The sequence below is a fragment of the Nocardia sp. 852002-51101_SCH5132738 genome (genome assembly GCF_001665695.1).
GTDB classification, from domain to species: domain Bacteria; phylum Actinomycetota; class Actinomycetes; order Mycobacteriales; family Mycobacteriaceae; genus Nocardia; species Nocardia nova.
Genome location: NZ_LZML01000141.1, coordinates 17,826 through 38,369 on the forward strand (window position 1 = coordinate 17,826; position 20,544 = coordinate 38,369).

Below are 20,544 nucleotides of genomic sequence, written 5' to 3' on the forward strand. Positions count from 1 at the left end.
GCCGGCCGCACCGACGATGGCCGAGCTGATTAGGTTGTCCCGATGAACGCCCCTGTATCGGTGGCCGATCAACCACTGCAACCACTGATCGACTGGGCCACCCGGGAACTCGCGCAGCGGGGACTGACCGTGACCGGCGCGCAGGAGATGCGGCGGCGGGACTGGACGCTGCTCGCCCGCATCGAGACGAACGGCGGAGCTGTCTGGGCGAAGGCGAGTGCGCGCGCGTTCGCCCACGAGGGCCCGCTGCTGGCGGCCTTGGATCGGCTCGTTCCGGGATCGGTGCCGAAACCCCTTGCGGTGCATCGTGAGAACGGATGGTTCCTCGGAGGCGACGGCGGCGAGACCATGCGAACCGGACCACTCGACCGCCACTTCGCACTCGACGGTACGGACGCGCCGCCGCCGCGTCCCCCGGAATGGGAATCGGTGCTGCGGTCCTACGCCGGCCTGCAGCACACCGTCTGCACGCACGCGGAATCGTTGCGCGACACCGGAACTCCGTACCTGCCGCCGGTGCGCCTGATCGAGGTCTACCGCCACTTCGCCGACCGCGCCCCGGGACTGGAGTTCGCGATCGAATCGGCCGCTGCCGAACTCGCGCGGTACGGCCGGCTGAGCGTGGAACACAACGACCTGTATCCGGGCCACGTCTTCCGCGCCACCGCCGCGGTGTTCGACTGGGGCGACGCGCTGATCACCCATCCCTTCCTGTCCGTGCGCACCTTCCGGGATCCGCAGCGCGCGGCGTATTTCGACGCCTGGCGGGAACTGACCACCGTCACCGACCGCGAGATCGAGCTGGCCGAACGCCTCGCGCCGCTGACCACCCTGCATTCGTGGCTGACCATCGACACGGCACCGGGCCGCCCCGGCGAACGGTTCGCGCCCTTCGTCACCGAGATGCTGGACCTGCTGCGCGCGAACTTCGCCTGAGCCACCCGTCCACTCGCGGTGAGGTGGCAGACTCGTAGGTCCACAGCAGGAACTCCGGATGCACGCCGGAATCGAACAAAGGGAACAGATGTCGCAGAGCCGTTGGATGACTCGCGGAGCGCTCGCCGTCGGTGCGGCGCTGGCCGTCGTGCTGGTCGCCGGATGTGGTGGCGAAAGCACGGGTTCGGCCGGCCCCGAGAAATCCGGCGCTTCGGCGACCTCGACGGCCGCGCGGCCCAGCGGTTCGGCCGGCGTCACCGCCAAGCCGGGACAGACCAGTCCCGTCCAGGTTCCCGACCCGGTCGCACAGAAGCTGTGCGACGCCATCTCGCCACAGCTGTCGGACTGGCGGGTGCAGGGCCCGACACTGGGCAAGGTGGCGCTGAACATCACGGTGCACCAGTGGGCCGCGGAGAACGGCGGCATCAACCTGGCGGTGCTCGGCGACAAGGCCGTGGTGGACCGGATCACCACCAAGACCTGCTCCGATGTTCGCACGCAGGCGCTGCAGGCGCTGGAACTGCCCGATCTCGCCTCGGGAATCGCCTTCTGATGCGCACCCTCTACCCGCCGCTGGAGCCCTACCGTGAGGGCATGCTCGACGTGGGCGATGGGCAGCACATCTACTGGGAGGAGTCGGGCAACCCCGACGGCAAGCCGGTGGTGTTCCTGCACGGCGGCCCGGGTGGCGGCACCGATCCGATGCACCGGCAGTTCTTCGATCCCGCCGCCTACCGGATCGTGCTGTTCGACCAGCGCGGGTGCGGGCGTTCGACGCCGCATGTGGCCGACGGGGCGAGTCTGGAGGTCAACACCACCTGGCATCTGGTGGCCGATATCGAGCGGCTGCGCACCCATCTGGGGATCGAGCGCTGGCAGGTCTTCGGCGGGTCCTGGGGTTCGACGCTGGCGCTGGCCTACGCCCAGACCCACCCCGAGCGCGTGACGGAGATGGTGCTGCGGGGCGTTTTCCTGTTGCGGCGCAAGGAAATCGACTGGTACTACAACGGCGCCGCCGGATTCGTCTATCCCGACGGATGGGAGAAGTACCTGGCGCCGATCCCGGACGGCGAGCGCGACGGGGATCTGGTGGCGGCCTATCACCGGCTGCTGCACTCCCCCGATCAGGACGTCGCGACCGCCGCCGCCGTGGCGTGGTCCAGCTGGGAAGGCGCGACGAGTTCGCTGCTGCCGCAACCGGAACGGGTCGCCGAATCCGCCGAACCCCGCTTCGCCCTGGCCTTCGCCCGCATCGAGAACCACTACTTCGTGCACGGCGGATTCCTGGAAGAGAACCAGCTGCTGCGCGATATCGACCGGATCGCGCATATTCCCGCGGTGATCGTGCAGGGCCGCCACGATATCGTCTGCCCGGCGGTCAGCGCCTGGGATCTGCATCGGGCCTGGCCCGGTTCGCGGCTGCATCTGGTGGCCGATGCCGGGCATGCCGCGGCCGAGCCGGGGACCACCCATCATCTGATCGAGGCCACCGACGAATTCCGGGATCGGCGATGAGCGGCGCAGCCGGTCCCGCCGTCGTCGCCGCTCTCGGTGAGGACGTGGACCGGCTGCTGTCGGCGGAACCGAAGGTCCGTGCCGACGAATCGGATTCGGTGCACCAGATGCGGGTCGCCACCCGCCGGCTGCGGTCGGTGCTGCGGTCGTATCGGAAGGTGTTCCACCGCGGCGAGATAGATGCCATCCGCGACGAATTGCGGTGGCTGGCGGGGCTGCTCGGCATCGCCCGCGACGCCGAGGTGCGCGCCGACCGGTTCGCCGCGCTGCTGGACGAATATCCCGACGTGCAGCGGCATCTCGGGCGGCGGCTGGTGAGCGCGGAGCGCGCGGCCTACACCGACGCCCACCGAACCGTGCTGCGGGAACTCGACGGTGAGCGCTACGACCTGCTGCGCGCGCGAGTGGTCGGCCTGCGCACCCATCCGCCGCTGCGCCGCAAACGCGCCCGTCGCGACGCCGACCGCGTGTTCACGGCCGCGGTGCGCGCGGACCTGCGCCGGCTGAAGGACCGGGTCGACGCGGAACGAGCCGTCGAGGACACCGATCGGGTCGAAGCGCTGCACGATATCCGCAAGGCCGCCAAGCGTTTACGCTACAGCGCCGAAGCCGCCACCGATATCCTCGACGGCCCCGCCGAGGACCTGGCCCGGCGCGCGAAGAAGGTGCAGGGCGTCCTGGGCGACCACCGCGACGCCATCGAGGCGCTGGCCACCATCACCGCCCGCGCCGAAATCGTGCGCGGCCGCGGCGACGATACGACGCCCTACGAGTTGCTGTGCGCCGCCGAGGTCGAAGCCGCGCGCACCGCCCTCGACCAGTACCCGTCCCTCATCGAATTCCTGAACTACGACTACCTGTCCTGATCGGGCTTGACCTTCACGTATACGTCAACCCCTACGGTCGCCCCATGACCTCCACAACCGCGACCACCCGCTCGATCCACCTGGCCGCTCGCCCGGCCGGGTTCCCCGAACTCACCGATTTCCGCGTGGTCGAGCATCCGATGCCGTCCGCTGAGGCCGGCCGGCTGCTGATCCGAAATCTCTTCATGTCGATAGACCCCGGCAGCCTCATGCGAATCGGCGCCTATCCCGGAATCCCGATGCCGCCGTTCGCGATCGGTGAGGTGCTGTCCGGCGACGCGATCGGCGAGGTGATCGAATCCGGCGATCCGACCGTTCCGGAGGGCGCGCTGGTCCTGCACCGGCTCGGCTGGCGCGAACACGCCCTCGCCGACGCGCGGACAGTACGCATGGTGGATCCGGATGCCTACCCCTCGCCGTCCGGATATCTGGGCTTCGGTCTGGTCGCCTACGTCGGTCTGACCGTGGTCGCCGGCCTGAGCGCCGGCGATACCGTCTTCGTCTCCAGCGCCGCCGGTGCGACCGGGAGCCTGGCCGGGCAGATCGCGCGACTGCTCGGCGCCGGTCGCGTCGTCGGCAGCGTCGGCTCAGCGCGCAAGGCCGCCTACATCGTCGACGAACTCGGCTACGACGCCGCCGTCGACTACCACGACGAACCCTTCGTCGATCGGCTTCGAGCCGCGGCGCCCGGGGGCGTGGACGTGTATTTCGACAATGTCGGCGGAACCCAATTGCGTGCGGCGATCGAGGTGATGAATGTCGGCGGACGCATCGCGCTCTGCGGAGCTCTGGCCAGGCAGCGCGCGGGCGGCGAGCCGGATGCGGGACCGGGTGATCTGCTGGCGGTGATCGGCAAGCGATTGACGTTGCGCGGATTCACCACGCTCGATCACCTGGATCTGGCCCCGGAATTCGGCCGGAAGCTGCGGGAATGGACGGCGGCGGGAGATATCGTACGCGTCGAAACCGTCGTCGAAGGCCTCGAGAACGCGCCGCGCGCTCTACTGGATGCGGTGCGGGGGCGCTACACCGGGAAGGTTGTGGTGCGGCTGGCGCGTTGAGCACGAGGGTGAGACGGCGGAGAGGATACGCGGCATGTTGATCGGCGAACTGGCGGCCCGCACCGGAGTCACTACTCGGGCGCTGCGCTTCTACGAGGAACAGGGACTACTCACCTCCGGGCGCACCGCCGCGGGATACCGGGAATACGAGGAGGAGGCGGTGGCCCGGGTACGGAACATACGGGAATTGCTTCAACTCGGATTCACCGTCGAGGACGTGCGCGCCTTCGCTCCCTATCTGGACCGGGAGCTTCCCGACGTCTTTCCCTACGAGCCACGCTGCGCCTCGGGATATGCAGTGGTCGGACCGCCACGGGTGGCGGAGCTGAACGAGCGCATCGCCCGGCTGACACGCCTTCGGGATCAGTTGGTGAGCCGGATGCCGTGGCTCGATCCGGAGCACGTTTCCGGCCACCAACGGGTCAGTCCGCCGGGAAGCTGAAACCGACCACGCGTTTATCGGGGTCCGCGATGTCCAGGCGCACTCGCACCCGCCGGCCTTCGGGCGGTGCCCCGGCGCATTTGCCGAGTACCGGCGGATCGGCGACGAAGATCTCGGCGGATCGGTTGCCGTTGCCCTCGCGGATGACCACCGCCTCGAACACGTCGCCCAGACGTGATGCGAGCACGGTGGATTCGGTGAGGTCGATGCACGCGCGTTCGAGTTTGCCGCCCACCGCGTCACTGCGCCGCATCGCGTCGGCGGCGGCGCCGAGCCCGTCGCGAACCCACTGCGGCACCGGGGTGCCCGCGCAGCGAGCCAGGCAGACTTCCGTGGCGTAGCGGTCGGCGAGGCGGCGCAGCGGCGCCGTCACGTGTGCGTAGGCGGCGCCGATCCCGCTGTGCTGCAACACATCCGGCGTTTGCCCGTCGAGCACGGTGTAGGACGCGCCGCGCAGGAGGCTGGTCGCCTCCGAGTTCAGCACCAGCGCGGCGGGGGTGTTGGGATCGAGGCCGGCCAGCATCCGGCCCACCGGCATACCCGCCGGCCAGCGCACCCCGAGCGCGGCGGCGGTGCGGCGCATGGACGCGATCGCCGAGGCCGGTGGCGCAGGCATCGTGCGCAGCAATCCGATGCGGGCGTCGGAATCGGTGTCGGCCAACATGATTCGGGCCGCGCAGATGCCGGTGAGCAGCGAGACCTGTTCGTTCCAGTCGTCGGCGGCGGTGCGCGGCTCGACCGCCAGCTGCCAGTGTTCGGTGTCGTGGTCGCGTCCGTCGGGAATCACCGATTGCGCGGGCAGCCGCAGTTCGATCGCGCCGCGCGCCAACCCGGCCTCGATCCGCAGGCGGCCGAATTCCGGCAGTGCCGCGATCGAGGGATGCAGGCGGCCGGCGTCGGCGTCGGCCTGGACGCCGGGATAGTCGAGGCGGGCGCGGGAGCGAACCAGGGCGCGCCGGACCGAGAAGCGTCGCGGCTCGGCCTTGTCGTCGCAGTCGATGGTCCAGAGCGCGGCGGGACGAACGGCGCCGGGCAGCAGACTCGCCGACCCTTCCGAGAGCACCGGCGGATGCAGCGGCACGGTGCCGTCGGGCAGATAGAAGCTTTGGCCCCGGGCGAGGGATTCCCGCGCGAGCGCCCCGTCGGGCGCGACCACCGCGCCCACATCGGCGATGGCGTAGTGCAGCAGGAATCCGGTCGGGGTGCGTTCGAGATGCAGCGCCTGGTCGAGATCCATGGCGCCGGGTGGGTCGATCGTCACGAACGGGATGTCGGTGCGATCGGCCCGGACGCCCGCGAACGCATCGGCTGCGTCGCGGGCCTCCGAGACCGCCTCGGACGGATATTCCGAGGCGAGTCCGAATTCGGATCGCACGACACCGAAATCCACCGGTGCCGAGACGATCCTGGGATGCAGTTCCACGCGGGGCGCTGAACCTTACTTGAGCGCCAGCATGGTGCCGTTCAGCTGATCGAACGGGCCGTACACGGTGAAGACGACGCGGCCGTCGGGGTACTGCGACGACAGGGTCGCCGCGGCATCGAGAGCCTGGCCGAACGAGGCGGCCGACGGGTGCGGCAGCACCGCGATCGACTGGCCGAAATGGGTCTGGTGGACCCACTGGGTGTCACCGGGGCTGAGGTCCACCTGGACGCCACCCGGCAGCGGAGTGACCGCGACCGCGGACGCCGATCCCGCGCCCAACACCGCCACACCCGACGCAGCTGCGGCGATCAATGCACCGGCCGCCAACTTGCGAACTACTCGCATATATACAGAACCTGCTTTCCGACACTCGTAGCACCCATAGCCGCTGCCACCCCCGGCAACGACACTTCCAACGGCCAACACTGTATGACGTCGGTCACGGTTCCGGCCACTCCGGGGCGGTTCGTCGCGCGGGACACGCCGGGACCAGCCGATTCGCCCGCATTTGCCGGGAATGCGCCCGCCGGCCGGACCGGGCGGCGACCGGGCGCGGACCGCGCGAAGCTCCGGTGCCTGCGATTTCGCGATCGGTCACCACGACGGCGGCCACACGGTTCCGGCGCGTGCAACGGGGGTCGACGGATCGTTGCGAGTGCGAACATCGACAGCCCGCGAACCGGATCATTCCGGAAAGAAATATCACATCATTCAGAGCGGACGGGTATCACTCCGAGGAGTCGGACCTACGTCCAGATCACGCTACCGTACGCCGAATCCCCCCGTCGAGTCCGTTTTCCGCTGGGCCTGCGACTGTCCGAGCGCGCTGTTACTGTTGCCGATGGTGACAGGCCACGGCGTACCCACGGATTCGGGGGTCCGTGCAGTAACGAGAGTGCGCCGCGCGGCGAGAGTCGTCGAGTAATAGTTCCTCGAGTACAAGGAGTTCCACACCGCATGTCGTCCATCGTCTTCGACTACCTGCTGCCTCTCGTCGGTCCGGAGCAGGCGGCCTACTGGGCCCAGATTCTGGTGATCAACCCCGCCGGCTGATCACCGCGCGACCGCACCCGGTGCCGGCGGTTCGCCGCGGGCACCGCATGCGGTCGCAAGGCCCGGCTTCGACGACGATCCGACACAGGAGGCCTCCACCATGACCACCGATCACGTCTGGTTCATCACCGGCACCAGCAGCGGCTTCGGCCGCGCGATCGCGGAGGCGGTGCTGGCCGACGGCGGCAGCGTGGTCGCCACCGCGCGCAAAACCGAATCCCTTGCCGAACTTCGAGATCGCGCTCCGGAGCGGGTGCTCGTCGCACAGCTGGACGTCACCGACCCGGCGTCGATCACCGCGGCGGTCGAGGAGGCGCGAGTTCGGTTCGGCCGCATCGACGTTCTGGTCAACAACGCCGGCTACGGACTGCGCGGCGCGCTCGAGGAATGCGACGACGAGCAACTGCGCGCACTGATGGAAACCAATGTCTGGGGCCTGATCTCGGTCACGAAGTCGGTACTGCCGCTCATGCGGGCCCAGCGCAGCGGGCATATCGTGCAGCTGTCCTCGGTCGGCGGCGTGCGCGCCCGTCTCGGTGGAACCCCTTACGCACTCAGCAAATTCGCGGTCGAGGGACTCTCGGAGGGATTGTCGTACGAGGTCGCGCCGTTCGGCATCAAGGTCACCATCGTGGAGCCGGGACCGTTCCGCACCGACTTCGCCGGGCGATCCATCCAGTGGGCCGAATCGATGCCCGAATACGCACCGGTCTTCGCCGAGGAACGCGAACGCTTTCACGCCCAGGACGGCGCCCAGCCCGGCGATCCGGCCCGCGCCGCCGCGGCCGTGCTGCGCGCGGTCGCCATGGACGAGCCGCCCTTGCGGCTGCCGCTCGGCCCCGAGGCATTCGCCGGCATCCGCGCCACCCTGACTCAGCGCCTCGCTGATCTGGACGAACTCGAACCCTGGGCCGCCGACACCGGCTTCCGCTGACCACTCCCCTCGCCTCGACCGCCGGAGGACCCGACATGCTGTCCGCGGAAGACCACTTCGCGATCACCGATCTGATCAATCTGCACGGCCACCTGACCGACAACGGCGATTTCGACGGCTGGCCCGCCCTGTTCGCCGAGGACGTCGTCTACGACGTCAGCGCCATGGGCGGCGGCGTCCTGGTCGGAATTCCCGCCTGCCGCGACGCCGCGCTGGCGATGGGCGACAACAACCCCGTCGCCCACCACGTCACGAACATCGTCATCAACGAGGTCGCCGACGGCACCGTCCGCGCCCTGTCCAAGGGGTTCGGCGTCATGACCGACGGTACGGTCGGCAGCGCCACCTACGAGGACACCATCCAGCGCATCGGCGCCGGCTGGAAGATCACCCACCGCATCGTGCGCCCGCGGCGGAAACCGCTGCACCCCTGATCCGGCGCCCTTCCACTGATCACGGAACATGCCAATATTGCTCCGAAGTTGCCGGCGAGGGCGATCATGGAGGCATGAACGCGGAACCACTACCGCACACCCCCGCCCTGCGACGAATGCTGGACGATGCCTCGGCGATCGCGCGCCGGGCGGGCCATACCGCCCTCGGCACCGAACACCTCGTCCTGGCCGGCCTGCAGGACCCGAATTCCACTGTCGCCCAAGCCTTTCACCGTGCGGGCGCCAATCTGGCGGCGATCTCGGACGCCTTGCACGAAACCCTGCGCAACGGGCCGTACCCGAACCCGACCGACCATCCGGACAACGGCGAGGGCTGCGCGCGCTAGCCGGGCGCGGTCGGTCAGCGCAGTGAGGTTTCGTCGCCGACCGTGAACTCGGTGACCCGGGCTTCCCGGATCATCGCGCCCTGCTGGTCGGACACGCCCGCACCGCGGAAAGCATCCAGCGCCGCGCGGTCGCTCCACCGTTCCAGAATGTTGATGCGGCCGGTATCGATCAGGTCGGCCGACAGGGCGAAATCGAGGCATCCGGGAGTCTTCCGCGCCGCGCTCACCACCTCGACGCAGGTCGCCAGATAACGGTCCCGATCGGCCGGGTCCACCCGCAGGTAGCCGGTGACGATGATCTGCCGAGGCGTGGCATCCATGCGGCCAGGGTCTCATGCCGCGAACCCCGAAGGGGACGAGTCGGTCTGTAAGCCGGATCCTGTTCCCGGTTCGCACCGGGAGGCGACCATCCATCTGGGTGCACCGTTACCGGGCACCTCGAGCAGTCAACCCGCAGGCTCGGGCGAGCAGCCCTCGGGCACCTGCGCAGCCGCACTCGCGAGAATGCGGCCTTCGACCTTGCTCCGGGCGGGGTTTACCGAGCCGCCCCGGTCACCCGGGGCGCTGGTGCGCTCTTACCGCACCGTTTCACCCTTACCGGCGTACCTCCGGAGAGACCGCCGGCGGTCTGTTTTCTGTGGCACTGTCCCGCGGGTCACCCCGGGTTGCCGTTAACAACCGCCCTGCTCTGTGGAGTCCGGACTTTCCTCGGCGACGGGCGGCGGCACAACCGTGCCCGTTCCCGTCGACGCGGTCGCCCGACCGACTCGTCGCGCACCATTGTGCCGTGCGAGCGGCGCCGAGCGCACATCGGGCCGCCACCGACATCCGGGCTCGGCCGGGAATCGGGGCCGCGGCGGTCGCGCGGCGCGCCCTGGGACGGCGTGGCGCGGTACCGGAGGTTACGCATACAGTGAAGCCGCATTCGCCGTGGAACGCGTCCCCACAGCGAACCGACGGCACAGAAGGGCAGCGCACATGGTGTTCGGCGACTTCCAGAACGAGATCTACTTCCAGGGGCTGCGCGGTGTCGTACCGGAGTACCCGGTCGCGTTCGCCGAACTCGAACAGCGCGCGCAGGCCGCTATGCCGCCCTCGATCTGGTCGTATGTGGCCGGCGGCGCGGGCGACGAGCGCACCCAGCGCGCCAACGTCACCGCCTTCGACCGCTGGGGGCTCATCCCCCGCATGTTCGTCGGCGCGAAGGAGCGCGACCTGTCGGTCGATCTGTTCGGAATGACGCTTCCCACACCGCTTTTCATGGCCCCTGTCGGCGTGATCGGCCTCTGCGCCCAGGACGGCCACGGCGATCTGGCGACCGCCCGCGCCGCCGCCCGCACCGGTGTGCCGATGGTCGCCTCGACCCTCACCGTCGATCCGCTCGAGGATGTCGCCGCCGAATTCGGTGACACCCCGGGCTTTTTCCAGCTCTACACCCCCACCGACCGCGATCTCGCGGCCAGCCTGGTGCACCGCGCGGAGCAGGCCGGGTACAAGGGCATCGTCGTCACCCTCGACACCTGGATCACCGGCTGGCGGCCGCGCGACCTGTCCACCGGTAACTTCCCGCAGCTGCGCGGACACTGCCTCGCCAACTACTTCACCGATCCGGTCTTCCTCTCCGGTCTGCAGCGCTCACCGGAGGAGGATCCGATGAGTGCGGTGCTGCGGTGGGTGCAACTGTTCGGCAACCCGCTGCGCTGGGAGGATCTGGCCTGGCTGCGCTCCCTCACGGATCTGCCCTTGATCGTCAAGGGAATCTGCCATCCCGACGATGTGCGCCGGGCCCGCGACGGCGGCGTGGACGGCATCTACTGCTCGAATCACGGTGGGCGCCAAGCCAATGGCGGACTGCCCGCGCTCGACATGTTGCCCGAGGTCGTCGCCGCGGCCGAGGGTCTGCCGGTGCTGTTCGATTCCGGAATCCGCAGCGGCGCAGACGTCGTCAAGGCGCTCGCGCTCGGCGCCACCGCGGTCGGAGTGGGCCGGCCCTACGCCTACGGTCTGGCGCTCGGCGGGGTGGACGGAATCGTGCACGTCCTGCGCACTCTGCTGGCGGAAGCGGACCTGATCATGGCGGTCGACGGCTATCCGGCGCGGAAGGATCTGACTCGCGAATGTTTGCGTTCCGTCCACCCGTAATCGTGCCCTGAGCGGGGATCCACGTCTGCGGCCGGGCGCGCGACCCAGTACGGTATTCGCCCATGGAGCGTGTCGAGGTGGGGTTCGGTTCGGGAAGCGAACAGTGTGCAGCGTGGCTCTATCTTCCGGACGGCCCGCCCAAACCGCGTCCGCTGGTCATCATGGGGCACGGGCTGGGCGCGAACCGGGAAATGGGTCTGGATCGCTACGCACGCCGGTTCGCCGCGGCCGGAATGGGCGTGCTGGTCTTCGATTACCGGCATTTCGGGGCCAGCGGTGGTGAACCGCGCCAGCTGATCAACATCGCCCGCCAGCGCGACGACTGGCGCGCCGCGATCGCCTTCGCCCGCACCCTCAAGGGCTTCGACGCGACCCGAATCGCGTTGTGGGGCAGCTCCTTCGGCGGCGGGCACGTGCTGTCCATCGCACACGAGGACGACTACCTGGCCGCTGTCGTGGCACAGTGCCCGTTCACCAGCGGCTGGTCCTCGGCGATGGCGAAGGGGCCGATCAGCCTCGCCAAGACCGGCACCCTCGCGCTCATCGACATCCTGGTGGGCCCGATCCGCCGCAAGCCGGTGGGCGTGCGACTGGCCGGGCGGAAGCGTTCGGCGGCGTTGATGAGCGCCTCCGACGTGCCCGAGGGTTTCGGCCGCCTCGCCGAGGAGAGCGAGCAGTACCAGCCGAAAGTCGCTGCCCGCGTAGGGATGTCGGTGCTGTTCGATTCACCGTGGCGGCGCACCAAGGGCATCAAGGTGCCGGTGCTGTATGCGGTGTGCGACAACGATTCGGTCGCGCCGGTGGGTCCGACGCTGAAGGCCGCTGAACGCACCAAACACGGCATCGTGAAGCGATACCCGATCGGGCACTTCGACATCTACTTCGACGACTGGTTCGAGAAGGCCGTCTACGACCAGACCGAATTTTTGGTGTCGGTCCTGCGTCCCTGACCGTCGCCGACCGGCGTTCAGAGATACGAGGTGTCGTTGACCAGACGCACCGACGATCCGCCGTCGGGATAGAACTCGGCGATCGACAGCGACGCCAGATCCAGATGCAGCCGATACAGCAGCGACGGGCCGACTTCCAGGGCCAATTGCAGCAGTGTCTTGATCGGCGTCACGTGGCTGACCACGACGACGTTCTGTCCCGGATACAGCGCGAGCAGATCGCGACGCGCCGCCTCGACGCGTTCGCGCACCTGGGCGAAGCTCTCCCCGCCCGGGGCGGGCAGCGACGGATCACCGAGCCAGCGCTGATGCAACTCCGGATCCCGTTGTGCCGCTTCGGTGAACGTGAGGCCTTCCCATTCGCCGAAGTCGGTTTCGGTCAGCGCGTCCAGAACCCGCACCGGGACGTCGAGGGCCTGGGCCGCGGCCTGCGCGGTTTCGCGGGACCGGCCCAGCGGCGAGGTGACGACCGCCGCGATATCCCCCTTCGCGGCGAGATATTTCGCGGCGCGGGCGGCCTGTTCCCGGCCGAGTGCGGTGAGGTCCGGATTGCCGCGGCCGGAATACCGTCGCTCCACGGACAATTCGGTCTGGCCATGACGCAGCAGCAACAGCCGGGTCGGCCGCCCGCGGACGCCGGTCCAGCCCGGACCGGTTGTCGCCGGGGCCGTCTCCTGCACGACCGGATCCTCGTGCGCGGCACGGGCGTCGGCCGCTTCGTCGATCCAGCCCGGCAGCTCCGCCTCGACGCCGCGCGCCGACACCGATTCCTGCGCAGCCGATTCCGGTTCGGCCACGCTGTCGATCACCGGGCGCTCGGTATCGGCTTCGCGCACCTCCGCGACCACCACCGCATCGTCCATGGCCTCGTTGGCGAGCCGATCGGCATGCGAATTCTGCTCGCGCGGAATCCATTGGAAGCCCACCCGATCGAAGCCCGCGACCAGCTGCCTCGCACGTTCCGCGAGCGGAATCATGGCCGCGTGCTTGACCTTCCAGCGTCCCGACATCTGTTCGACGACGAGTTTGGAATCCATCCGCACCTCGACGGTGCGCGCGCCCAGTTCCGCCGCGGCCGCCAAGCCCGCGATGAGACCGCGGTATTCGGCGACGTTGTTCGTGGTGACGCCGAGGTATTCGCGACGTTCGGCGAGGATCGTGGCGTGGTCGGAATCCCAGATCACCGCGCCGTAACCGGCCGGGCCGGGATTGCCTCGCGAACCGCCGTCGGCCTCCACGATCACGCTGCGTACCGTCATCGCGGGCCCGTCACAATCCGGATTGCTTGGTGCGCACCAGAATCGCACCGCATTCGGGGCAGCGGACCACGACCTGCGGATCGGTCTTGGCGATCCGGGCGATCTCACCGCGGTCGAGTTCGATGCGGCAGGCGCCGCACCGGCGAGCCTGCAACAGCGCCGCGCCGACACCGTGCTGGGCGCGCTGCTTGTCGTAGATCGCGAGCAGTTCGTCCGGGAATCCGGCGAGCAGCTGTTCACGGTCGGCGTCGCAACGCTGCGCGGCCACATCCAGGTCGGCGACCGCGTCGTCGCGCCGGCTCTGCGCGAGGGTCAGATCCTCCTCGGCGCGCGAGAGGTTGGCGCCCGCGTGCTGGTGATCGGCCTCGGCGGCCTCGCGCCGCTCCATCACCTCGAGCAGTTCGTCCTCCAGCACGCCGCGCCGGCGTTCCAGGCTGCCCAGTTCGTGCTGCAACTCCGAGAGCTGCTTGGCGCCGACGTTGCCACCCTCGAGCATGCCGCGGTCGCGCGCCTCGCGTTTGCGCACGGCGTCGATCTCGCCCTCGAGTTTGCGAATGTCGCGGTCGAGATCGTCGAGCTGGATCTCGACCTTGACCGCCGCATCCTTGCGATCGGTGCGTTCGGCTTCCAGCCGCTGCACTTCCTGCTGTTCGGGCAGCACCTTGCGGCGATGCGCGATCCGCGTCAACTCGGCGTCGACGGCCGCGAGGTCGAGCAGTTTGGCCTGGATCGGTGGTTCGACATTCAACGCGGGACGTACTCCTCGACACTATGGACGGTTGCGGGGCGACGGGCAGCGGGTGCGCGACGCCGGTGCTCAACCGTACTCTGCCCGCGGCCGGTTTCGCCCCAACCCCGCACGGCCCGCCCGCGACCACCGGATACGCGGTCGAGACCTGATGCCCTGTGCCCCGGGCGCCGGCACACGAACAACTCGAGTGCGGCGCCGCCGCGACTGTGACACTCTGACCGGATGGCCGAACATCGCTATCGCGTGGATGTGGTGTGGACCGGCGCCACCACCGACTACCGCTCGTATTCGCGCAATCACGAGGTGCTCGCCGAAGGGCGGCCGCCCCTGCCGGGCTCGGCGGACCCGGTCGTCGGACGGGGCGACGCGACGCGCTGGAATCCCGAGCAGCTCCTGGTCGCCTCGCTCTCGGAATGCCACATGCTCTGGTACCTGCATCTGTGCGTCGAGGCCGGAATCGTCGTGATCGACTATCTCGACGAGGCCGAAGGCGTGATGAACGACCAGCGCTTCGAACATGTCACCCTGCGCCCCCGCGTCACCATCACCGATGCCGCTCGGGTCGAGCAGGCGCGCGCACTCCACACGGAGGCGCACAAGCGCTGCTTCATCGCCAACTCGGTCAATTTCCCCGTCGACCACGAGCCGGACATCCGGACGGAGTGAATTCGCGCCCGTCCACGGTCGCGGGAGAACGGCCGGGCCGGCCTCGCGCCGCTCGTCCCTGTGCCGCCCGAAACTGACACAGCCGGCCGGCTCGCCACCGAACCGCCCCTGTGCGACCGCCGCTCATGTCAGTCGTCGGCGGCGCCGAGGGTCCACGGGTCGGTGCGGAGGGTACTGACCCGGGTTTGCACGCCCGGAAGCGCTTCCCGCACAATACCTTCCGCTTGGGCGCACCAGGGGAATTCGCTGGCCCAATGGGCGACGTCGACGAGTGCGGGACCGCCCGCGCGCAGATGTTCATCGGCGGGGTGGTGGCGCAGGTCGGCGGTGACGTAGGCGTCGACGCCGAGCTTCGCGACCGTGCCGAGGAAGGAATCGCCCGCGCCACCACAGACCGCGACGGTGCGAATCTCGCGGTCGGGATCACCGGCGGCCCGCACACCCCAGGCGGTACCGGGCAGGGCAGCGCGCACGCGAGCGGTGAAGGCGCGCAACGTTTCCGGTTCCGGCAGGGTGCCGATGCGTCCCAGACCTCGTCCCGACGGCAGCGCCGCGCGTTCGGTGACGTCGAAGGCCGGTTCCTCGTAGGGGTGGGCGGCCCGCAACGCGGCCAGCACCGCGGGGCGGGCCGACGGCGGCGCCACCACCTCGACGCGGTCCTCCTCGACGAACTCCAGGTCGCCGACCTGACCGATCGCCGGATTCGCCCCCGCCATCGGCCGGAACTGCCCGGTCCCCGGTACCCGCCAGCCGCATTCGCGATAGAACCCGGCGCCCCCCGCGCCGGCCTCGAACATCGCCGCCAGCACCGCATCGGTGTGGTCGCGCGGAATGAACACCACCCAGGTGTCCACCGGCGCCGCCGATTTCTGCTCCACCGGCCCGGTCACCGTCAACCCGAGCATGTGGGCGAGGGCATCGGACACTCCGGGATCGGCCGAATCGGCATTGGTGTGCGCGGTGAACAGCGCACAGTCGTTGCGGATCAGCCGATGCAGCAGCGCGCCCTTCGGCGTACTCACGGCCACGGTGTCGACGCCGCGCAGCAGCAGCGGATGGTGCACGACCAAAGCCTGTGCGCCCCAATCGATCGCCTCGTCGACGACGGCAGCGGTGGCGTCCACCGCGAACAGCACCCGAGATACCGAGGCAGCGGGATCACCACACACCAGCCCCACCGAATCCCAGGACTCCGCCAGCCGGGGCGGATACGCGTCGTCGAGGACTCGGATCAAGTCCTTCAGCTTGACGTCCTCCCGGCCGTGAACGACCGGGATTCCTCCTGAACCTTGCGGTTCTGCGGTGGGTTCCTGTTTCACAGGGACTCGCTTTCCGCTAGGCGGAAAGACTCACAGTCCCTCCGCAGGCGTTTAATCTCTCGGCGCGTCCCGCCGCGAGAATGTTGTTGGCCGCGTTCAGATCGCGGTCGTGGATGGCGCCGCAAGTGCAGGTCCATTCCCGCACATGCAGTGGCTTCTTGCCGCCCAATTCCCCACAGACGGAGCATAGTTGCGTGGACGGAAAGAACCTGTTCACCTTGGCGAAGGTACGGCCGTAACGGGCCGCTTTCTCCTCCAGCATCCGAGTGAACATGCCCCATCCTGCATCGTGGACCGACTTCGCCAACCGAGTACGGGCCAAGCCATTGACGCACAAGTCCTCGACGAACACCGCTTGGTTTTCGCGGATGATCATCGTGGACTGCCTGTGGGCCCAGTCCCGGCGCGTATCGGCTACCCTCGCGTGAGCCTTCGCGACCCTCACTCGGGCCTTGGCCCGGTTGTTCGAGCCTTTCTCCCTGCGGGACAACGCCTTGTGCGCCTTCCGCAACCGACGCTCGGCTTGCCGCAGAAATTTCGGCGAGTCGATCGTCTTCCCGCCCGACAGCACCGCGAACGTGGACAGCCCCAGGTCGATACCGACCCCGATATCGACCTCCGGCAACGGCTGGTCGTCGGCCCGTACTACGAACGATGCGAAGTACCGGCCTGCAACGTCCTTGATGAGCGTTACCGACGACGGCTCTGACGGCAGCTCCCGCGACCAACGGACCGCTAGTTCGCCGACCTTCGCCACATACAGTCGCCCGTTCGGCCGCAGCGAAAAACCGTTTCGTGTGAGGCGTATCGAGTGCCTGTTGTCCTTGCGGGACCGCAGACGCGGCGGCGCAACCCTCGCACCCTTTCTTGTGCCGGTGGCCGACTGAAAGAAGTTCCGGTACGCGGTGTGCAGGTCGCCGAGCGCCTGCACCAAAGCGACACTCGAAACCTCTGCCAACCACGCACGTTCCGGGGTCTTCTTCGCCTCGGTGATCACCAGGGTCTGCAGCGCAGAGTCCTTGATGTACGGCAAACCTGCCTCGCGGGCCTGTTGCCGTAGCCGCAGCCCGTCGTTGTACACCACTCGCGCACATCCGAACGCCCGCGCCAGCGCGCTCTGCTGGCTCGGCGTCGGATAGACGCGGAAGTTGTACCGGAGCTGCACAATCCGATTCTATCGTTGGACTATGGTTTCCAATTACGACTATAGGCGGGGGCGTAGTGTGGTTTCCGCGATGCACGTCCAGTACATCGAGCAGCAGAAACAGCCACGACGTGCCCTTGGACGGCCGAAATCGATTCGCTAACCCGATCCTGAAGGGCTCGCGGACCGCGGATGCCTTCAGGCCGCTGCTGTTAGGCCGCCACTGATTCACACGGCTCCGATTTCCACGCCGGGCTTGCTCGTTACGTCTCATCGGTCATAACAGAATTCGTCGCTGTCACCACTTCACCTCCACCGTTTCGCTCGTCCGGTCATTGTCCGTTCCGTGACCGGCCGCCATGCACGACGGCGCTCTGCGCGCCGATCCTCATAGCCCGACGGCCTCGATCGCGGCGATCAAACGATCGACGGCGGCGTGGTCGCGGACCGCCAGCCGCAGAAATTCGGTGCCGAGCCCCGGGAAGGTGTCGCCCCGCCGGACACCGATATCTCTGTCCGCCAGATGTTTCCGCAGCAGCTCACCGTCGGGCACACGGATCAGCAGGAACGGACCCGCGGCCGGTTCGTGCACGTCGATGCCGAGGGCGCGCAGACGGGGAATCATCGCCTCTCGCTCGGCCACGATCCGGATCGCGCTCGCCTCGGCCTCGGCGATCGCGTGCGCTTCGCAGGTCGCCGCGATCGCCTCGAGTTGCAGCGTGCCGAGCGGCCAATGTGGGCGACCGTGGTTCAACCGGGTCAGTAGTTCGGGCGGACCCAGCAGATATCCGCACCGCAATCCGGCCAGCGCCCACGTCTTGGTCAGGCTGCGCAATACCAGAACGTCCGGATAGGACTGTCCCGCAAGTGTTTCCGGCTCACCGGGCACCGCATCGGCGAAGGCTTCGTCGACCACCACGAGGCGACCGGGCCGGCGCAGCGATTCGATCACCGCGCGAGGATGCAGGACCGAGGTCGGATTGGTCGGATTGCCGAGGACCACCAGATCGGCTTCCTCGGGGACCCGCGCCCCGGCCAGCTCGTAGGGCGGTGCCAGCACCACCCGGGCGACCGGAACATCGGCCTCGCGCAGAGCGAGTTCCGGTTCGGTGAACGACGGATGGATGACGGCCGCCAGCCGCGATGCCAGCCGCGGCAGCAGCGCGAACCCCTCTGCGGCCCCGGCGAGCAGCAACACCTCCTCGGGCGCGCGGCCGTGCCGTGCCGCCACGATCGCGCGCACCGCGTCGGCCTCGTCCTCGGACGGGTACCGCCCCAGCGCGGGCAGTCGCGCGGCCAGCCGCCGCAGCAACCACTCCGGTGGCGCCTCGTCCCGCACATTCACCGCGAAGTCGAGCATCCCCGGCAGCACATCGCGGTCCCCGTGATGCCGCAACGCCGAACGGTCGACCTGCACACCACCGAACCCAGCACCTCCGAATCCAGCACCGCCGGACTCCGCATCGGTCGATCCGGAACCGCCGACTTCGGGACCCCCGGACGCCCGCACGCCGATGCCCCCGGCGGCACCCACGGCGAAACCCGCACGCGTCGCATCCGCCTCGGCTGCTCCGCCCGGACGCGTATCGCTCGGACGGCTCGGGCCTGCGTGCGACCGCGTGCCGGCGGTCGTGGGGGTGTCCTCGGGCACAGCCACCTACCCTACGTGGCCGCCGCCCGCACCGACCGGCCACAATGGGTGCGTGGGCGAGCTGCACGTGACCTTCATCTGCACCGGCAATATCTGCCGGTCGCCGATGGCCGAGAAGATCTTCGCCGCGCATCTGGAACGCGCCGGACTGGCCGATCGGGTGCGCGTGAGCAGCGCCGGCACCACCGCCTGGCACGTCGGCTCGGACGCCGACCCGCGCACCACCGCCCTGCTCACCCGCCACGGATATCCGATCGGGCACGTCGCGGTTATGATCGGCCCCGATCATCTCGACGCCGATCTGCTGGTCGCCCTGGATTCCAACCACGATCGCGAACTGACCCGGTTGCGGATCCCCGAAGCGCGCCGGCGACTGCTGCGCAGCTTCGACCCCGCCGCCGACGATCACGACGTCCCCGACCCCTACTACGGCGACGACACCGATTTCGAACTCGTGCGCGAGCAGATCGAGGCGGCCGTTCCCGCGCTGCTGGCCTGGGTGCGCGAACAACTCGGCGAACCCGCGACGACCGGACCGCGGCAATGAACATCCTGCGCCGGCTCACCTTCCTCCTGCGGCCCAGCTGGGCGATCCTGGCGGTCGTCGTGGTCGCGTTCGCCTACCTGTGTTTCACCGTGCTCGCGCCCTGGCAGCTGGGCAAGAACACCTCGACGTCTCACCGCAACAACCTGATCGCGGCCTCGGTCAACGCCGACCCGGTCCCGGCGAAGAACCTGCTGAACACGGGCGAGGGCACGCCACCGGCCGGGACGAATCCGGCCGACACCGAATGGCGGCGGGTGGTCGCGACCGGTAGTTACGTGCCGAATTCGATGGTGGTCGAGCGATTGCAGCGGCTCAACGATCAGCCCGCCTACGGGGTGCTGGCCGCCTTCCGGCTCGACGACGGCCGGGTCGTGCTGGTCGATCGCGGCCTGATCGCGGCGGTGAACGGTTCGGATCTGCCGGTGATCGCGGAGCCGCCGTCGGGTCAGCAGCACATCGAGGGACGGATCCGGAAATCCGAGGGCGCGGTCCCCGGCAAGGATCCGATGGTCCGTGACGGCCTCCGCCAGGTCTACTCGGTCGACACCGCTCAGCTCGCCACGGTTCTGGGCACGCCGCTGACCGGCTTCGCGACCGGTGAGCACGGCGGCTATCTGCAATTGGACGCCGGCCAGCCCGGCGCCTTCACCCCCGAGTCACTCCCCCAGCTCGACGCGGGCCCGTATCTCTCGTACGGGCTGCAGTGGATCGCGTTCGGTGTGATGGCCCCGCTCGGCCTCGGCTACTTCGTCTATGCCGAAATCCGCGAACGCCGCCGCGACCGTGCCGCTGCGGGGGCAGCCACCCCGAGTGAGCAGGCCCCGGCCATGAGCACCGCCGGATCACCGGCTGCCGAATCAGCCGAAGGCACGAGCACCGCTGCGGCTTCCGCCCCTTCGGAGCCGGCTCCGAAGGCCCGGCCCGAGACCGCCTCCGCACCGGACGAGCCATCGGCCGCGCCGAAACCACGCACCACCGCGGACCGCCTGGCCGACCGCTACGGCAACGCCCGCAGCTGACCGGATCCCGCAGAATCGGCCCACTTCGCGACTGGCCCGATCGACCTATTTGGCTATAGATTGGTATAGCTAGATCTCTCGA

22 protein-coding genes and 1 other RNA gene are annotated in these 20,544 nt (G+C 68.9%); 14 read left to right on the forward strand and 9 right to left on the reverse strand.

Features of this window, described 5'->3' with window-relative positions; all coding sequences use genetic code 11:
- Positions 1-42 precede the first annotated feature (42 nt).
- Genes A5789_RS20095 through A5789_RS20120 form a run of 6 tightly spaced genes read left to right on the forward strand, consistent with a single transcriptional unit; the run spans position 43 to position 4,820 of the window.
- Positions 43-936 (forward strand): phosphotransferase, encoded by an 894-nt coding sequence (locus A5789_RS20095; protein ID WP_064903174.1) that lies wholly within the window; start codon positions 43-45, stop codon positions 934-936.
- Positions 937-994: 58 nt separating this feature from the next.
- Entirely contained in the window at positions 995-1,489 is a 495-nt protein-coding gene (locus A5789_RS37395; RefSeq protein WP_227463044.1) for a hypothetical protein, read from the forward strand.
- A complete protein-coding gene (gene pip / locus A5789_RS20105) occupies positions 1,489-2,451 on the forward strand; it encodes a prolyl aminopeptidase (protein ID WP_064903177.1) in 963 nt (320 codons plus the stop codon). Before A5789_RS37395 ends, pip begins: the two co-directional genes overlap by 1 nt.
- A complete protein-coding gene (locus tag A5789_RS20110) occupies positions 2,448-3,317 on the forward strand; it encodes a CHAD domain-containing protein (RefSeq protein WP_063011121.1) in 870 nt (289 codons plus the stop codon). Before pip ends, A5789_RS20110 begins: the two co-directional genes overlap by 4 nt.
- A 44-nt stretch (positions 3,318-3,361) precedes the next feature.
- On the forward strand, positions 3,362-4,378 hold the full coding sequence (locus A5789_RS20115) for an NADP-dependent oxidoreductase (RefSeq protein WP_030515355.1): 1,017 nt from the start codon (positions 3,362-3,364) through the stop codon (positions 4,376-4,378).
- Positions 4,379-4,412: 34 nt separating this feature from the next.
- On the forward strand, positions 4,413-4,820 hold the full coding sequence (locus A5789_RS20120; protein WP_051755964.1) for a MerR family transcriptional regulator: 408 nt from the start codon (positions 4,413-4,415) through the stop codon (positions 4,818-4,820).
- Here the strand turns inward: A5789_RS20120 and A5789_RS20125 are convergent.
- Together A5789_RS20125 and A5789_RS20130 are read right to left on the reverse strand one after the other, a co-directional pair.
- Positions 4,801-6,243, reverse strand: a complete 1,443-nt coding sequence (locus A5789_RS20125) for an RNB domain-containing ribonuclease (RefSeq protein WP_174554947.1) — start codon at positions 6,241-6,243, stop codon at positions 4,801-4,803. The two genes, A5789_RS20120 and A5789_RS20125, sit on opposite strands and share 20 nt — an antisense overlap.
- Before the next feature lie 15 nt (positions 6,244-6,258).
- Positions 6,259-6,591, reverse strand: coding sequence for a hypothetical protein (locus A5789_RS20130; RefSeq protein WP_030515358.1), 333 nt, complete (start codon positions 6,589-6,591; stop codon positions 6,259-6,261).
- Between the two features lie 808 nt (positions 6,592-7,399).
- On the opposite strand from A5789_RS20130, the gene A5789_RS20135 reads away from it, so the two are divergent.
- The 3 genes from A5789_RS20135 to A5789_RS20145 all read left to right on the forward strand — a co-directional run bounded on the left by A5789_RS20135 (position 7,400) and on the right by A5789_RS20145 (position 9,014).
- The gene (locus tag A5789_RS20135) at positions 7,400-8,233 is read left to right on the forward strand and encodes an oxidoreductase (RefSeq protein ID WP_064903179.1); all 834 of its coding nucleotides are present in this window, start codon (positions 7,400-7,402) and stop codon (positions 8,231-8,233) included.
- A gap of 35 nt (positions 8,234-8,268) precedes the next feature.
- On the forward strand, positions 8,269-8,667 hold the full coding sequence (locus tag A5789_RS20140; protein ID WP_030515360.1) for a nuclear transport factor 2 family protein: 399 nt from the start codon (positions 8,269-8,271) through the stop codon (positions 8,665-8,667).
- A gap of 74 nt (positions 8,668-8,741) precedes the next feature.
- Positions 8,742-9,014 carry a Clp protease N-terminal domain-containing protein gene (locus tag A5789_RS20145; RefSeq protein WP_030515361.1) on the forward strand — a complete coding sequence of 91 codons (273 nt, stop codon included), beginning with the start codon at positions 8,742-8,744 and terminating at the stop codon, positions 9,012-9,014.
- Between the two features lie 14 nt (positions 9,015-9,028).
- On the opposite strand, the gene A5789_RS20150 is transcribed toward A5789_RS20145, so the two are convergent.
- Both A5789_RS20150 and rnpB read right to left on the reverse strand, forming a co-directional pair.
- Positions 9,029-9,334, reverse strand: a complete 306-nt coding sequence (locus tag A5789_RS20150) for a putative quinol monooxygenase (protein ID WP_063011131.1) — start codon at positions 9,332-9,334, stop codon at positions 9,029-9,031.
- A 32-nt stretch (positions 9,335-9,366) separates the two neighbouring features.
- An RNA gene (gene rnpB, locus A5789_RS20155) (RNase P RNA component class A) lies at positions 9,367-9,784 on the reverse strand.
- 208 nt (positions 9,785-9,992) lie between these two features.
- Between rnpB and A5789_RS20160 the strand changes: the two genes are divergently transcribed.
- Positions 9,993-11,156 carry a lactate 2-monooxygenase gene (locus tag A5789_RS20160; RefSeq protein ID WP_064903182.1) on the forward strand — a complete coding sequence of 388 codons (1,164 nt, stop codon included), beginning with the start codon at positions 9,993-9,995 and terminating at the stop codon, positions 11,154-11,156.
- A gap of 62 nt (positions 11,157-11,218) precedes the next feature.
- The gene (locus tag A5789_RS20165) at positions 11,219-12,106 is read left to right on the forward strand and encodes an alpha/beta hydrolase (protein ID WP_063011135.1); all 888 of its coding nucleotides are present in this window, start codon (positions 11,219-11,221) and stop codon (positions 12,104-12,106) included.
- A 17-nt stretch (positions 12,107-12,123) separates the two neighbouring features.
- Here the strand turns inward: A5789_RS20165 and A5789_RS20170 are convergent, their stop codons facing one another.
- Entirely contained in the window at positions 12,124-13,365 is a 1,242-nt protein-coding gene (locus A5789_RS20170) for a bifunctional RNase H/acid phosphatase (protein ID WP_064903184.1), read from the reverse strand.
- Between the two features lie 10 nt (positions 13,366-13,375).
- Entirely contained in the window at positions 13,376-14,113 is a 738-nt protein-coding gene (locus A5789_RS20175) for a zinc ribbon domain-containing protein (RefSeq protein ID WP_030515366.1), read from the reverse strand.
- 225 nt (positions 14,114-14,338) lie between these two features.
- On the opposite strand from A5789_RS20175, the gene A5789_RS20180 reads away from it, so the two are divergent.
- Positions 14,339-14,782 carry an OsmC family protein gene (locus A5789_RS20180; RefSeq protein ID WP_063011141.1) on the forward strand — a complete coding sequence of 148 codons (444 nt, stop codon included), beginning with the start codon at positions 14,339-14,341 and terminating at the stop codon, positions 14,780-14,782.
- Positions 14,783-14,910: 128 nt separating this feature from the next.
- Here A5789_RS20180 and A5789_RS20185 read toward each other — a convergent pair whose 3' ends face one another.
- The 3 genes from A5789_RS20185 to cobC form a co-directional block, all read right to left on the reverse strand.
- A complete protein-coding gene (locus tag A5789_RS20185) occupies positions 14,911-16,059 on the reverse strand; it encodes a Nif3-like dinuclear metal center hexameric protein (protein ID WP_064903216.1) in 1,149 nt (382 codons plus the stop codon).
- A 58-nt stretch (positions 16,060-16,117) separates the two neighbouring features.
- Positions 16,118-17,266 (reverse strand): RNA-guided endonuclease TnpB family protein, encoded by a 1,149-nt coding sequence (locus A5789_RS20190; protein WP_064903186.1) that lies wholly within the window; start codon positions 17,264-17,266, stop codon positions 16,118-16,120.
- Positions 17,267-17,633: 367 nt separating this feature from the next.
- Positions 17,634-18,662, reverse strand: coding sequence for an Rv2231c family pyridoxal phosphate-dependent protein CobC (gene cobC / locus A5789_RS20195; RefSeq protein WP_064903218.1), 1,029 nt, complete (start codon positions 18,660-18,662; stop codon positions 17,634-17,636).
- Positions 18,663-18,948: 286 nt separating this feature from the next.
- Between cobC and A5789_RS37940 the strand changes: the two genes are divergently transcribed.
- Both A5789_RS37940 and A5789_RS20205 read left to right on the forward strand, forming a co-directional pair.
- A complete protein-coding gene (locus A5789_RS37940) occupies positions 18,949-19,443 on the forward strand; it encodes a low molecular weight protein-tyrosine-phosphatase (RefSeq protein ID WP_227463045.1) in 495 nt (164 codons plus the stop codon).
- Between the two features lie 5 nt (positions 19,444-19,448).
- On the forward strand, positions 19,449-20,462 hold the full coding sequence (locus A5789_RS20205) for an SURF1 family protein (RefSeq protein ID WP_064903222.1): 1,014 nt from the start codon (positions 19,449-19,451) through the stop codon (positions 20,460-20,462).
- Positions 20,463-20,544 lie beyond the last annotated feature (82 nt).